Source organism: Modestobacter italicus (genome assembly GCF_019799965.1).
Lineage (GTDB): Bacteria > Actinomycetota > Actinomycetes > Mycobacteriales > Geodermatophilaceae > Modestobacter > Modestobacter italicus_A.
This window is the reverse complement of the sequence record NZ_JABGCJ010000001.1, coordinates 437,767-450,137: the sequence shown is the minus strand read 5'-3', so window position 1 is coordinate 450,137 and position 12,371 is coordinate 437,767. Positions and strand designations below refer to the sequence as shown.

The 12,371-nt window shown below is 76.5% G+C and carries 15 protein-coding genes and 1 riboswitch; of the genes, 6 read left to right on the top strand and 9 right to left on the bottom strand.

Annotated features, from left to right (window positions below):
- Positions 1–27 precede the first annotated feature (27 nt).
- The 8 genes from cobC to HLA93_RS02245 all read right to left on the bottom strand — a co-directional run bounded on the left by cobC (position 28) and on the right by HLA93_RS02245 (position 8,324).
- Positions 28–1,488: an Rv2231c family pyridoxal phosphate-dependent protein CobC gene (gene cobC / locus HLA93_RS02280; RefSeq protein WP_246625685.1), complete on the bottom strand. Its 1,461-nt coding sequence runs from the start codon at positions 1,486–1,488 to the stop codon at positions 28–30.
- A complete protein-coding gene (locus HLA93_RS02275; protein WP_222192624.1) occupies positions 1,488–2,333 on the bottom strand; it encodes an energy-coupling factor ABC transporter ATP-binding protein in 846 nt (281 codons plus the stop codon). The genes cobC and HLA93_RS02275 overlap by 1 nt, the downstream gene beginning before the upstream one ends.
- Entirely contained in the window at positions 2,330–3,061 is a 732-nt protein-coding gene (gene cbiQ / locus HLA93_RS02270; RefSeq protein WP_222192623.1) for a cobalt ECF transporter T component CbiQ, read from the bottom strand. Before cbiQ ends, HLA93_RS02275 begins: the two co-directional genes overlap by 4 nt.
- Positions 3,058–3,366: an energy-coupling factor ABC transporter substrate-binding protein gene (locus HLA93_RS02265; protein ID WP_222192621.1), complete on the bottom strand. Its 309-nt coding sequence runs from the start codon at positions 3,364–3,366 to the stop codon at positions 3,058–3,060. The genes cbiQ and HLA93_RS02265 overlap by 4 nt, the downstream gene beginning before the upstream one ends.
- On the bottom strand, positions 3,363–4,139 hold the full coding sequence (locus HLA93_RS02260; protein WP_246625485.1) for an energy-coupling factor ABC transporter permease: 777 nt from the start codon (positions 4,137–4,139) through the stop codon (positions 3,363–3,365). Before HLA93_RS02260 ends, HLA93_RS02265 begins: the two co-directional genes overlap by 4 nt.
- Positions 4,126–5,505: a cobyrinate a,c-diamide synthase gene (locus HLA93_RS02255; protein ID WP_222192620.1), complete on the bottom strand. Its 1,380-nt coding sequence runs from the start codon at positions 5,503–5,505 to the stop codon at positions 4,126–4,128. The genes HLA93_RS02260 and HLA93_RS02255 overlap by 14 nt, the downstream gene beginning before the upstream one ends.
- Positions 5,506–5,611: 106 nt before the next feature.
- Entirely contained in the window at positions 5,612–6,226 is a 615-nt protein-coding gene (cobO, locus tag HLA93_RS02250; RefSeq protein ID WP_222192619.1) for a cob(I)yrinic acid a,c-diamide adenosyltransferase, read from the bottom strand.
- Position 6,227: 1 nt separating this feature from the next.
- Positions 6,228–8,324 (bottom strand): putative cobaltochelatase, encoded by a 2,097-nt coding sequence (locus HLA93_RS02245; RefSeq protein ID WP_222192618.1) that lies wholly within the window; start codon positions 8,322–8,324, stop codon positions 6,228–6,230.
- A gap of 46 nt (positions 8,325–8,370) precedes the next feature.
- A riboswitch (adenosylcobalamin (AdoCbl) riboswitch) is annotated at positions 8,371–8,482 on the bottom strand.
- A 78-nt stretch (positions 8,483–8,560) separates the two neighbouring features.
- On the opposite strand from HLA93_RS02245, the gene HLA93_RS02240 reads away from it, so the two are divergent.
- The 5 genes from HLA93_RS02240 (at position 8,561) to HLA93_RS02220 (ending at position 11,283) form a co-directional block, all read left to right on the top strand.
- Positions 8,561–9,007, top strand: coding sequence for a hypothetical protein (locus HLA93_RS02240; protein WP_222192617.1), 447 nt, complete (start codon positions 8,561–8,563; stop codon positions 9,005–9,007).
- A 29-nt stretch (positions 9,008–9,036) separates the two neighbouring features.
- A complete protein-coding gene (locus HLA93_RS02235; protein WP_222192616.1) occupies positions 9,037–9,498 on the top strand; it encodes a hypothetical protein in 462 nt (153 codons plus the stop codon).
- A complete protein-coding gene (locus HLA93_RS02230) occupies positions 9,495–9,788 on the top strand; it encodes a transcriptional regulator (protein WP_222192614.1) in 294 nt (97 codons plus the stop codon). Before HLA93_RS02235 ends, HLA93_RS02230 begins: the two co-directional genes overlap by 4 nt.
- Positions 9,789–9,888: 100 nt before the next feature.
- Positions 9,889–10,941 (top strand): AbrB family transcriptional regulator, encoded by a 1,053-nt coding sequence (locus tag HLA93_RS02225; protein ID WP_222192613.1) that lies wholly within the window; start codon positions 9,889–9,891, stop codon positions 10,939–10,941.
- 42 nt (positions 10,942–10,983) lie between these two features.
- A complete protein-coding gene (locus HLA93_RS02220; RefSeq protein WP_308127901.1) occupies positions 10,984–11,283 on the top strand; it encodes a hypothetical protein in 300 nt (99 codons plus the stop codon).
- Positions 11,284–11,297: 14 nt separating this feature from the next.
- On the opposite strand, the gene HLA93_RS02215 is transcribed toward HLA93_RS02220, so the two are convergent.
- On the bottom strand, positions 11,298–11,918 hold the full coding sequence (locus HLA93_RS02215; protein WP_222192611.1) for a type II toxin-antitoxin system PemK/MazF family toxin: 621 nt from the start codon (positions 11,916–11,918) through the stop codon (positions 11,298–11,300).
- Between the two features lie 231 nt (positions 11,919–12,149).
- On the opposite strand from HLA93_RS02215, the gene HLA93_RS02210 reads away from it, so the two are divergent.
- Positions 12,150–12,350: a hypothetical protein gene (locus tag HLA93_RS02210; RefSeq protein ID WP_222192610.1), complete on the top strand. Its 201-nt coding sequence runs from the start codon at positions 12,150–12,152 to the stop codon at positions 12,348–12,350.
- The last annotated feature ends 21 nt before the right edge of the window (positions 12,351–12,371 follow it).

Here is a 12,371-nt window from a genome sequence, read left to right as displayed (position 1 = left end):
TGCCGGGGAACGAGGACGGATCGGTGCTCAGCGGGTCTCCTCAGGGATCTGGGCCTCGGCAAGGATCGCAGCCAGCACCTCGGCGAACGCACGGGAGGTCCCGGGGTCCCGGACGGCGACCCGCAGGTGGTCGCCGTCCAGGCCGGGGAAGGTGTCGCCGCGGCGCACCGCCCAGCCGCGCTCCCGCAGCCGCTCCCGCACCCGTGCCCCGCCCGGGACGCGCAGCAGCACGAAGGCGCTCGCCGGCTCGCCGACCACCTGGACGCCGTCGGGCAGCGCGGCCAGCAGGGCGTCCCGGTGGACGGTGAGCCGGCGGGCCACCTGGTCGGCCTCGGCGCGGGCCGCGGGCGTGGTGCAGGCGGACAGCGCGGCCAGCGCGGGCGTGGAGACCGGCCAGTGCGGCTGCTGGGCGGCCAGGGCGGCGACCAGGTCGGCCGGGCCGAGGGCGTAGCCGACCCGCAGCCCGGCCAGGCCCCACGTCTTGGTCAGGCTCCGCACCACCAGCAGGCCGGGCAGGTCGGTGCGGCCGGCCAGCGACTCGGTCTCGCCCGGCACGGTGTCGGCGAACGCCTCGTCGACCACCAGCACCCGCCCCGGCCGGGCCAGCGCGGCCACCACGGCGGCCGGGTGCAGCACGGACGTCGGGTTGGTCGGGTTGCCCAGCACCACGAGGTCGGCGTCGTCCGGGACGCCGGAGAGCCGGTCGTACGGCGGGTCGAGCAGCACCCGCTCCACCGGGTGCCCGGCGGCGCGCAGCGCGGCCTCCGGCTCGGTGAACGACGGGTGGACGACGACCGCGCGGCGGGGGCGCAGCGCCCGGGCGAGCAGGGTGAACGTCTCGGCGGCCCCGGCGGTGAGCAGCACCTCGGCCTCGTCCCGGCCGTGCGCGGCGGCGACCGCGGCACGGGCCGGGCGCGGGTCGGGGTAGCCGGCGCTGGCGTCGACCGCCCGGTGCAGCACCTCGCGCAGCCAGGCCGGGGGTGCGTCGGCGCGCACGTTCACCGCGAGGTCGACCAGCCCGGGGCCGACCTCGGCGTCGCCGTGGTGTCGGAGGTCGACGTCCTGCTGACGGGGGTCGACGGCGGGGCGCTGGGGCGGGACGTCGTGCTGGTGCTCCGGGTCGTCGCGGACGGCGACCGCGACCGTGACCCGGCCGTGCGCCGTCTTGCCGAGCAGCAGCTCGCCGCCGCCGAGCAGGGCGGCGGCCTCGGCGACCGAGGCGGTGCCCACCGCTGCGGCGACCCGGTCCGAGGGTGCGGGCACCGGGACGGCGGCCAGCGCGGCGGCCGGGTGCCCGGTGAGCGGCCAGCCCAGGCGCCCGGCGGCCTCGCGCACCCCCGGCTCGGCGGCCCGGGCGTCCAGCGTGGCCAGCCGCAGCGGGCCGGCCGCGGCGAGCAGCTGGGCGTCGACCGTGGCCAGCGCGGCGTCGATCGCGGCCAGCACCTCCTCGGCGGTCGCGCCGGTGGACGCGCCCACGCCCACGGTCATCACGTGCGCACGCCCGGGCGGTCGGGCAGCGCGGCCAGCAGCGCGTCGGCGTCGCGGGGGAGGGCGCCGTCGGGGAGCAGGCCGAGCTCGCGCAGCCGGGCACCGACGGTGAGCGCCCACGGCCGGTCCAGCCGGGCCCGGGCCAGCAGCGCGTCGTCGCCGAGGACGACGTCCGGTGCGCCCTGCACCACCCCGCCGTCCACCACCACGGCGACCTCGTCGGCCCAGCGCAGGGCCAGGTCGACGTCGTGGGTGCTCATCACCACCGTGGAGTCGGCCTCCTGCAGCCGGGCCAGCGCGGCCAGCGCCTCACCGACCGCGGTCGGGTCCAGGCCGGCGGTCGGCTCGTCGAGCAGCAGCACGCAGGGCCGCATCGCCACCGCACCGGCGATCGCCACCCGCTTGCGCTCGCCGTAGGACAGCTGGTGGGTCGGCCGCCCCGCCAGGTGCGCGACGGCGAGCAGGTCCAGTGCCTCGGCGACCCGGGCCCGCACCTCGGCCTCGGGCAGGCCCAGGTTCACCGGCCCGAAGGAGACGTCCTGGGCGACGGAGGCGCTGAACAGCTGGTCGTCGGGGTCCTGCAGCACGAGCTGCACGGCCTGCCGGTGGGCCCGCAGCCCGGCCCGGGTGTGCCGCAGCTCCGCGCCGTCCAGGGTGACCCGGCCGCGAGCCGGCTCCAGCGCCCCGGACAGGCAGCGCAGCAGCGTCGTCTTGCCCGAGCCGTTGGCGCCCAGCAGCGCGAGCCGGCGGCCCGGGGGCACGGTCAGCGCGGCGCCGTCCAGCACGCGCGAGCCGCGCTCGTACCCGGCGACCAGGCCCTCGGCGGCCAGCGTCAGGTGGCTCATGCCAGGACGCTCACCGTCACCAGGGCCGCCAGCCCGGCGAGAGTGGCCGCGACGAACCGGCGGGACGACGGCAGCACCTCCGGCAGCACCCGCAGGCCGACCTCCATGCCACGGCCGGCCAGCCCGTCCTGCAGCCGGCGGGCCCGGTCGAAGGAGCGGGTGAGGACGGCGGCGGCCAGCATCCCCGCCGAGCGGTAGGAGGCGCGGACGCCCGCGTGCCCCATCCGCGCCGTCTGTGCCTCCCGGATCGTCGACAGGCTGGTGAGCAGCACGAACAGCATCCGGTAGGTCACCGACGCGACCTCGATGACGGCGTCGGGCACCCGGAGCCGGTGCAGCGCGGGCAGCAGGTCCGACATCGGCGTGGTCGTCGCCAGCAACAGCACCGCCGCGCTGCCCGCCACCGCGTGCCCGACGAGCTGGCCGGCCTGCGCGGCGGCGTCCGGCGCCCACCCGAGCCCGCCGCCGACCTGGACGACGGCGGTCAGCGCACCGACGGTGATGAACAGCAGCGGCACCCGGACCGCGCGGCCGAAGGTCCGGGCCGGCACCCGGGCCGGGCCGAGCGCCAGCGTGACCGCGGCGAGCCCGACCAGCACGCTGCCCGGCCACGCGGGCAGCGCCAGCGCGCAGACGACCAGCCCACCGCAGAGCAGCAGCTTGTCGGCGGGGGAGCGCAGCCGCCAGGCGCTGGCCCAGGCGGCGTCGTCGATCGCCAGCCCGGTCACGGCTCCGCGGGTGGCGCGGGCACCCGCTCCGCCGTCCGGCGGCCCTTCAGCCGGCCGAGGACGTAGCCCAGCACGCCACCGCCGAGCGCCGCCTGCAGCGCGAACAGGCCGGACTCCACCTCCGACGAGCCGGGGGAGAAGACCGACTCGAACCACGGTTCGTAGCCGGGGTCGGACTCCTCGATCAGCGCGGTGGCCTGGCTGTCGGTGCCGGCGTACTCGCTGCCGCCGTCCAGCAGCAGCGGGGTGGCGAACAGCGCGATCACGGCCAGCACCAGCAGTGCGGTGACCAGGTGCCGCCTCATCGCTCGCCGCCGTGCGGCGCATCCGACGCTTGCGCGCGCTGATCCTCGTGCACGTGGTCGCGCGAGAGCGCCGGTGCTTGATCGCGCGAAAGTGCGTGGGGGGCGTCCGGGGCGGGGCGGAGGACGCCGAGGCGCTCCAGCTCCGGACGGGCGTTGACCGTCAGCACCCGGAACAGCAGCACGCCGAGCAGCCCCTCACCGACGGCGAGCGGGATCTGGGTGACCGCGAAGACACCCAGGAACTTGGCCGCCGCCCCGGCGAAGCCGCTGCTCGCGTCCGGGTGCGCCCAGGCCAGCTGCAGGGCCGTCGTCACGTAGGTGGCGAGGTCGGCGACTGCCATGCCGGCGAAGACCCCGCCGAGCAGCCCACCGCCCAGCCGCCGGGTCAGCCGGTAGGCGGCGTACCCGGCCCACGGCCCGACGACGGCCATCGAGAAGGCGTTGGCGCCCAGCGTGGTGAGGCCGCCGTGGGCCAGCAGCAGGGCCTGGAACAGCAGCACCACCGTGCCCAGCAGGGCCATCACCGGTGGCCGGAACAGCACCGCGCCCAGCCCGGTGCCGGTCGGGTGGCTGGAGCTGCCGGTGACCGAGGGCAGCTTGATCGCGCTCAGCACGAAGGTGAACGCGCCGGCCGCGCCCAGCAGCAGCGTCGACTCAGGGTGCTCGCGCACCTCCTTGACCACGCACCGCGCGCCGTGGACGACGAACGGGGCGGCGGCGATGGTCCAGCCCACGGCGTGGACCGGGGGCAGGAACCCCTCAGCGATGTGCATGGAGCGCTCCCAGCGGGACCCGCGCGGCGGCGGCGACGAAGCGGGAGGCCATCCCCGGGGACCCGGCCCAGTTCAGGTGCAGGTAGGAGGCGTGCACGTTCGCCGTGACGAAGCCCTCCGGCCCGTCGGCGTTCCACTGCCAGGCCGGGGTCGCGCCGGCGGCCGGACCCGCGGTCGTGCGGTGGAACTCGTGCCCGCGCACCCGGGTGCCGGCCGGGGCCAGCACGCTGTCGGTCAGCGCGACCGCGGCCCGGTAGCCCAGCGTCAGCCGCGGGTGCATCGCCGTCGACGTGGGCAGCACGCCGCACATCGGTTCGCCGTCCAGCTCCTGGGAGAGGTAGAGCAGCCCGGCGCACTCGGCGGCGATCGGCGCCCCGGACCGGGCGAGCTCGGCGATCGCCGTCCGCAGCCCGACGTTGGCGCTCAGCGCACTCGCGTGCACCTCGGGGAAGCCGCCGCCGACGACCAGCGCGCGGGTGCCCTCGGGCAGGGCGCCGTCCCGCAGCGGGTCGACCGTGACCACCTCGGCGCCGGCCGCGGTGAGCAGCTCGGCGGTCTCGGCGTAGCCGAAGGTGAACGCCGGGCCGCCGGCGACGGCGACCACCGGCCGGCCCTCGACCCGGGTGACCTCGGCGGCCGGGTCCCAGGGGTCGCCGGCCAGGTCGGGTGCGGTGCGGGCCAGCCGCAGTACGGCGTCCAGGTCGATGCTCGACTCGACGACCGCGCCCAGCGCCCGCACCGTGCGCACCGCCTCGGCCGACCGCTCGGCGGCGGGCACCAGGCCCAGGTGCCGGGACGGTGTCTGCAGCTCCTCGATCCGGCGGACCGCACCCAGCACCGGCACCCCGGCCGCGCCCAGCGCCTCGCGCAGGATCGCCTCGTGCCGGTCGGTGCCGACCCGGTTGAGGACGACACCGCCGATCCGCACCGACGGGTCGAAGGTGGCGAACCCGTGCACCAGCGCGGCGACGCTCCGGGCCTGCGAGGCGGCGTCGACGACCAGCACGACCGGGGCCTGCAGGTGGGTGGCCAGCTGGGCGGTGGAGCCGTAGCCGGGCTCGACGCTGGCGTGCGCGGCGCCGTCGAACAGCCCCATCACGCCCTCGACCACCGCGACGTCGGCTCCGCGGGAGCCGTGCAGGAACAGCGGGGTGATCCGGTCGTCGCCGACCAGCCACTTGTCCAGGTTGCGGCCCGGGCGGCCGGCGGCGAGGCCGTGGTAGCCGGGGTCGATGTAGTCCGGCCCGACCTTGTGCGGGCTCACGCTGAGCCCCCGGGCGGTCAGCGCGGCGATCAGCCCCGTGGTGATCGACGTCTTCCCGGCGTTCGACGACGGCGCCGCCACGACGATCCGCGGCATCCTCATCGCCCGACCCCCTGGGCGGCCATGTTGGCCAACATGGCCGGTCCGGAGGACCGGTGCGGTCGGGCGGCCGCGGCCATGTTGGCCAACATGGCCGCCGGGAGGCGGGTCACCACTCGATCCCCCGTTGGCCCTTCTGGCCGGCGTCCATCGGGTGTTTGACCTTGGTCATCTCCACGACCAGGTCGGCTGCCTCGACGAGTGCCGGCGGGGCGTCGCGGCCGGTGATGACCACGTGCTGGCTGCCCGGGCGGTTCGTCAGGGTCTCGACGACGTCCTCGACCTCGACCCAGCCCCACTTCAGCGGGTAGGTGAACTCGTCGAGCACGTAGAAGCGGTGCGCCTCCGCGGCCAGGTCGCGCTTGATCTGCGCCCAGCCCTCGACGGCGTCGGCGGCGTGGTCGGTCTCCTCGCCGTGCTTGCGCGACCACGACCAGCCCGAGCCCATCTTGTGCCAGACCACCGGGCCGCCCTCGCCGGTCTCGGCGTGCAGCCGGCCCAGCGCGGTCAGCGCGTTCTCCTCGCCGACCTTCCACTTGGCGCTCTTGACGAACTGGTAGACCGCGATCGACCAGCCCTGGTTCCACGCCCGCATCGCCATCCCGAAGGCGGCGGTGGACTTGCCCTTCATCTCCCCGGTGTGCACCGCCAGCAGTGGCCGGTTGCGGCGCTGCCGGGTGTTCAGCCCGTCCTGCGGTACGACCGCGACCTGTCCCTGTGGCATGTCAGGCGGCCTCTCGCACCGAGCGGACGACGCCGGACAGCGCCTCGGCGCCCAGCTCCTCCAGCCGCATGGTCTGGGCGCCCAGTGCGGTGCCCAGCGAGGCGGCCAGGCCCAGCCGCACCGGCCCGGACTCGCAGTCGACGACGATGCTCGCCGTCCCGGCCGCGGCCAGCAGCCCGGCGGCGCGGCGGGCGTCGGCGAGGTGGTCGCCACCGCGTGGGCCGGTCGCCCGGCCGTCGGTGACGACGACGAGCAGCGGACGGCGCTGCGGGTCGCGCACCCGCTCCAGCCGCAGCGTCTCGTGCGCCCGCAACAGCCCGGCGGCCAGCGGGGTGCGGCCGCCGGTGGGCAGGCTGGTCAGCCGGGCGGCCGCCGCCTCCACCGACCAGGTCGGCGGCAGGGTCAGCTCGGCGTCCCCGCCGCGGAAGGTGATCAGCCCGACCTTGTCCCGGCGCTGGTAGGCGTCCATCAGCAGCGAGAGGACGGCGCCCTTCACCGCCGCCATCCGGGAGCGGGCGCCCATCGAGCCGCTCGCGTCGACGACGAAGAGGACGAGGTTGCCCTCGCGGCCCTCCAGCGTGGCCTGGCGCAGGTCGGCGCGCTCGACCCGCAGGCCGGTGCCGCTGCGGCCACGGGCCCGCTGGTGCGGAGCCGCGGCGAGCACGGTGTCCACCAGGTGCAGCTTGGTGACGCTGCCCTCGGGTCGCTTCGAGCCCACGACCCGACCGCGTTCGCTGCGGGCCCGGGAGCGCCGGCCGGCCGCGCCCGCGCCGATGCCGGGCACCTCCAGCCGCTGCACCCGGAACGGGGCGTCGGGGGTGACGGCTGCCTTGTCCGGTGCGGGCGCAGCGTCGGTGTGCCCGCCGCCCTCACCCCGCGGCGCCGTCGTCGGCCCCTGCTCCCCGCCGTCCTCAGGGCCATGTTGGCCAACATGGCCGGACTCCTGGCCGGGCTCCTGGCCGGACGACTGGTCGCCTGGGTCGTCCGAGCGGCCATGTTGGCCACCATGGCCGTCGGGGGAGTCGTCGGGGCCGCCGTCGGTGGGGTCGGTGCCCTCGGGCGGGGTGGGGTCGTCGTCGGGCGGAGAGTCGGGGCGGGAGTCCTCCAGCGCCTGGTCGAGGGTCTCGTCGTCCAGGCCGGGGGCGTCGAAGGGGTTGCGCCGGCGGCGGTGCGGGAGGGCGAGCCGGGCGGCGACCCGGACGTCGTCCTCGGTCACCTCCTCCCGGCCGCACCAGGCGGCGTGCGCGATCGCGGCGCGGGCGGTGACCAGGTCGGCGCGCAGCCCGTCCACGTCGAAGGCGGCGCAGACGCTGGTCACCTGGCGCAGCGCGGCGTCGGAGAGGACGACGCGGGGGAGCCGGGCGCGGGCCTCGGCGATCTGCCGGGCCAGCGCGGACTCCTCGTCCGCCCAGGCGGCGGCGAAGGCGGCCGGGTCGGCGTCGTAGCCGAACCGGCGGCGGACCACCTCGGCGCGCAGGTCGGCGTCCCGGGGGGCGGCGACCTCCACGGTGAGGCCGAACCGGTCCAGCAGCTGGGGGCGGAGCTCGCCCTCCTCCGGGTTCATGGTGCCGACCAGCAGGAAGCGGGCGGCATGCCGCACGGAGACGCCCTCGCGCTCCACGTAGGCCCGGCCCAGCGCGGCGGCGTCCAGGAGCAGGTCGACCAGGTGGTCGTGCAGCAGGTTGACCTCGTCGACGTAGAGGACGCCGCGGTGCGCGCCGGCCAGCAGCCCGGGCTCGAAGCTCTTCACGCCCTCGGTGAGCGCGCGCTCCAGGTCCAGCGAGCCGACCAGCCGGTCCTCCGACGCGCCGACCGGCAGCTCGACCAGTTTCGCCGGCCGGGTGACCGCCGGGGAGTCGGACGGGTGCGGGCCGTCCGGGCACTCCGGGTCGGGGGCCGCGGGGTCACAGGCGAAGCGGCAGCCGGTGACGACGTCGACCGGGGGCAGGACGGCGGCCAGGGCGCGCACCGTCGTCGACTTCGCCGTGCCCTTCTCGCCGCGCACCAGCACGCCGCCGACGGCGGGGGAGACGGCGTTGAGCAGCAGGGCCAGCCGCATGTCGTCCATGCCGACGACGGCGCCGAAGGGATAGGTCATGAAGAGACCACAGGTCCTCTCCCCGGGTGTCCACGCCCGGAGGTGGCAGGAAGCGACGGCGGGAGTTCCTGACTCCCCGGTCGGGACCGGGTCACAGTGGCGGGACCGCGCCGGAGTCGCACCGGGCTTCCTCCACTGCCGTCGCAGTTGGAGCGTCATCAGACCACGGGCACCCCGGGTGAGGACAGGGGCGTGTCTCTTGACGGATTGGAAAGTGATGCGCCACTCTTTCCGCCATGGAAAGCAAGGGGATCGACCGGGACGCCGCCACCGCCCAGCTGGCCGCGCTGCAGGCGGACCGCGCCGCACTGGCCGACCGGGTCGTGCCGCCGTGGTGGTACGACGTCACGCTGGGGCTGCTGCTGTTCGGCTTCCTGTCCTCCTATGCCTTCGACTCGCTGTGGGTGACGTTCCCGGCGCTGGTCGTCTTCCTCGGCGGCCTCGGCGTCATGGTCTCCGCCTACAAGCGGATCACCGGTGTCTGGGTGAACATCGACGGCCGGTCCATGGTGGTGTGGTGCGCGATCTACCTGCCGGTGCTGATCGGAGCCCTGGTGCTCGCCGAGGGGTACGGCCAGGGGTGGGCGATGGTCGTGGCCGGCGCGGTCCTCGGCATCGCGGTCACCCTCTTCGGCCGGCACTGGAGCCGGGCCTACGCCGCCGAGCTGCGGGGCCAGCAGTGACCGGGTCCGCGCCCCTCGGGGACGGGGCGGTGGCCGACCCCGACCAGGCAGCCGCCCAGCTCGCGGCGCTGCGCGCGGACCAGGTGGCGCTCGCCGGGCGGATCGTCCAGCCGTGGTGGTGGGACGTCGCACTGGGACTCCTCTTCGCCGGGTTCATCAGCAGCTACTCCGCCCACAGCGGCTGGGTGATCGGCGCAGCGCTGCTGGTCTTCCTGGCAGGGGTGCGCGCTCTGGAGGTCACGTACCGGCGGATCACCGGGGTCTGGTGGGACGCCCGCGAGGTCGGCCCGGTCCAGGACCGGGTCCGCCGGGCGGCACGTTGGTGGCTGGTCGGCTACCTCGGTGTCATGGCCATCGGCGCCGCGGCTGAGTTCCTGCTCGACGTGCGCGGCGCGATGGTCGCCGTCGGCGTGGTGCTCGGGGTCGGGGTCGCCCTGAGCTCCCGCTGGGTCACCCGGATCTACGTCGCCGGCCTGCGGACGGGCCGGTGACCGCCGTCGAGCCGCGGTTCGACGCCGTGGTGCACGCCCCACCGCGGCTGCAGATCTGCGGGCTGCTGGCGGTGGTCGACACGATGGAGTTCGCCGCCGTCCGGGACGCGGTGCAGGTGAGCGACTCGGTGCTCTCCAAGCACGTCAAGCAGCTGGAGGAGGCGGGCTACGTGCAGGTCCGGAAGTCGACCATCGCCTCCCGGCAGCGCACCAGCCTCGCGCTGACCAAGGCCGGTCGCGTCGCGTTCGACGCGCACGTCGCCGAGCTCCGCCGCATCGCCGGCGTCTAGGGGGCCGCCGGCCCGGCTCGGGCCCCCGGCGGGCCGCCGTCCCCGGCCGTGAGCAGCGAGCCCCCGGACGACGTCGGGACGGCTGGGGCAGAGTGCGCACGTGGCGGACCGGCGGCGGGTGCTCGACTGGGCCGCGGTGCTCGCCGTCGGGGTCGGCGTCAGCTGGGCGTTCGAGCTGCTCGGCGTCCCGTCTGCCGCGCTGTTCGGCGGCCTGGTCGCGGGCCTCGGCCGGGCCCTGCTGGGCCGCACCTCGCTCACGCTGCCCGGGCGGGCCGGCACCGCGGCGCAGGCGGTCATCGGGGTCTCGATCGGCGCGCTGGTGCAGACCGACACCCTGCGTACCGTCGCCGAGCACTGGCTGCCGGTGCTGGGCGTCACCGTCGCCACCCTCGGCGTCAGCCTGGTCGCCGGCCAGCTGATGCGGCTGCAGCGGGGGATCAGCCCGGTCACCGGCGCCTTCGCGATGATCGCCGGCGGCGCCTCCGGCATCACCGCGATGGCCCGCGACCTGGGCGCCGACGAGCAGGTGGTCGCCGTCCTGCAGTACCTGCGGGTGCTGCTCATCGTCGTCGCGATGCCGATCGTGGCCACCACGGTCTACGGCGCCTCCGGCGGCGCGGGGACGGCGCCGGCCGCCGACGGCCCCGGCTGGCCCGCCGGCCTGCTGTTCACCGTGGTCTGCGTCGTCCTCGGGCTGCTGCTGGGCCGGCTGAGCCGGCTGCCGGTCGGCGCACTGCTCGGGCCGCTGGCGGTGGCCGCGGTGCTGGACGTGACCGGCCTGGCGCACGGGGCGTCGGTGCCGGACCTGGTGGAGGCGGCCGGGTTCCTGGCCATCGGCCTGCAGGTCGGCCTGGGCTTCACCCGGTCGAGCCTGGCGCTGGTCGGTCGGGCGCTCCCGCTGGCCCTGCTGCTGATCGTGGCCGCGGTCGTCGCCTGCGCCGGGCTGGGCGTCGTGCTCTCCCGCACCGCCGGGGTGACGTTGCTCGACGGCTACCTGGCGACCACCCCGGGCGGCCTCTACGCGGTGCTGGCCACCGCGACCGGCAGCGGCGCAGACGCCACCTTCGTGCTCGCCGTCCAGGTGCTGCGGCTGTTCGTGATGCTGTTCACCGCACCACTGCTGGCCCGGCTGCTGCGGCCGCGCGCGGGGTGACGGTGGGCCCGCGGGGCGGGTCACGCGCCTACCCTGGTCCGGGTGCGCCAGCCGAGCCAGGGAGGACCGCTGTCCGAGGAAGCCGTGACCACGACCGACGCCGACGCCGTGGGCTCACCGGCCGAGGACGACGCGGTGCTGCTGTTCGTGGGCGGCCCGCTGGACGGCCGGGTGGAGATCCGCGAGGCCCGGCACGGTGAGCCGCTGCCGACGATCACCCACGTGCACCTGCACGGCGGGCCGAAGGTCGTGCACCGGTACGACCTTCAGGCGCTGACCGGATCGGCCGGGGTCTACCACCTGCGCGCGCGCACCCCGCGGGACGACGACCAGCAGGCCTGACCCCGGGGCCGGTGTCACCGCCGGAAGCGGCGCACTCCCTCGGCGACCGCGTCGAACTCCCGGCGCCCCAGGGCCGCGCCCTCCCGGCGGACGTCGGCCGGGTCGATCCGCAGCACCCGGTCCACCCGCACCTCGCTCGGCCGGCCCTGCCGGTCCCAGCCGCCGGTGCCCACGTCGACCCAGTGCCGGCCGTGCCGCGCCTCGTCGGCGGCGTCCAGGTCGTGGTCCTTGCTGCTGAGCATCAGGCCGAGCAGCCCGTCGCCGTCCCGGCCGATGACCAGCACGGGGCGGTCCTTGCCCCGGCCGTCGCCCTCCTCGAAGGGCACCCAGGCCCAGACGATCTCGCCGGGGTCGGGGTGCTGGTCGTCCCGCGGGGCGTAGCCCAGCTCGACCGGGCCGGTGTACTCGGTGGCCTGGCCCGAACCGCGGCGCGGCGGTGCCGCCGGGGGGAGCGGAGCGCGCTCGGGGACGCCGGCGTCGTGCGCCGCGTCGGTCCACGGTGCGAGGTCGGCGGGGGCGCCCACCCACGAGGTCACCGGCGGGGTCGGCGCACCCCGGCCCGGCTTCCGTGTGCCGCTCGGACGGACGACGTCCGCCAGTCGACCCAGTGCCCTGCGCCAGCTGCTGCCCGCCACCCCCGGCACGCTAGGCGATGACCCTCACGGCGCGCCCACGCGGGACACGCCGGACGCCGCCGAGCGACCCCGCGGGTCGGCCACCAGCGGAACGACACGCGTGTGATTCTGGTGACGGATGGTGCGCGGCAGGGGACGAACCGGTCACAACGGCGGTTCAGCCGGCCGTCGCAGGGTCACACTCGTACCGGCGGCCCGCCCACCGGTCCGCCAACGGGGGAGAGGGTCGAGATGACCACAGTGCAGCCGGTCAACCCGGCCGAGGCCTTGGTGTCGCCGGTCGTGCGGGCGAGCGCGCTGGCGGCCTGGCAGCTGGTGGAGGACGCCCGCTACCGGACGCCGGAGCGCCGCCGCCGCAACGAGCGCCGGCGGCTGCTCGCCCAGCGCGCGGTGGCCGACCGCAAGGCCGAACGGGAGCGCCGCACCAGCTGAGGAAGGACCAGCTCTCCCCCC

Coding starts and splice junctions, on each gene's coding strand:
- cobC (WP_246625685.1), bottom strand. CDS start 1,488: ATGACCGTGGGCGTGGGCGCGTCCACCGGCGCGACCGCCGAGGAGGTG.
- HLA93_RS02275 (WP_222192624.1), bottom strand. CDS start 2,333: ATGAGCCACCTGACGCTGGCCGCCGAGGGCCTGGTCGCCGGGTACGAG.
- HLA93_RS02265 (WP_222192621.1), bottom strand. CDS start 3,366: ATGAGGCGGCACCTGGTCACCGCACTGCTGGTGCTGGCCGTGATCGCG.
- HLA93_RS02260 (WP_246625485.1), bottom strand. CDS start 4,139: ATGCACATCGCTGAGGGGTTCCTGCCCCCGGTCCACGCCGTGGGCTGG.
- HLA93_RS02255 (WP_222192620.1), bottom strand. CDS start 5,505: ATGAGGATGCCGCGGATCGTCGTGGCGGCGCCGTCGTCGAACGCCGGG.
- cobO (WP_222192619.1), bottom strand. CDS start 6,226: ATGCCACAGGGACAGGTCGCGGTCGTACCGCAGGACGGGCTGAACACC.
- HLA93_RS02245 (WP_222192618.1), bottom strand. CDS start 8,324: ATGACCTATCCCTTCGGCGCCGTCGTCGGCATGGACGACATGCGGCTG.
- HLA93_RS02240 (WP_222192617.1), top strand. CDS start 8,561: ATGGAAAGCAAGGGGATCGACCGGGACGCCGCCACCGCCCAGCTGGCC.
- HLA93_RS02210 (WP_222192610.1), top strand. CDS start 12,150: ATGACCACAGTGCAGCCGGTCAACCCGGCCGAGGCCTTGGTGTCGCCG.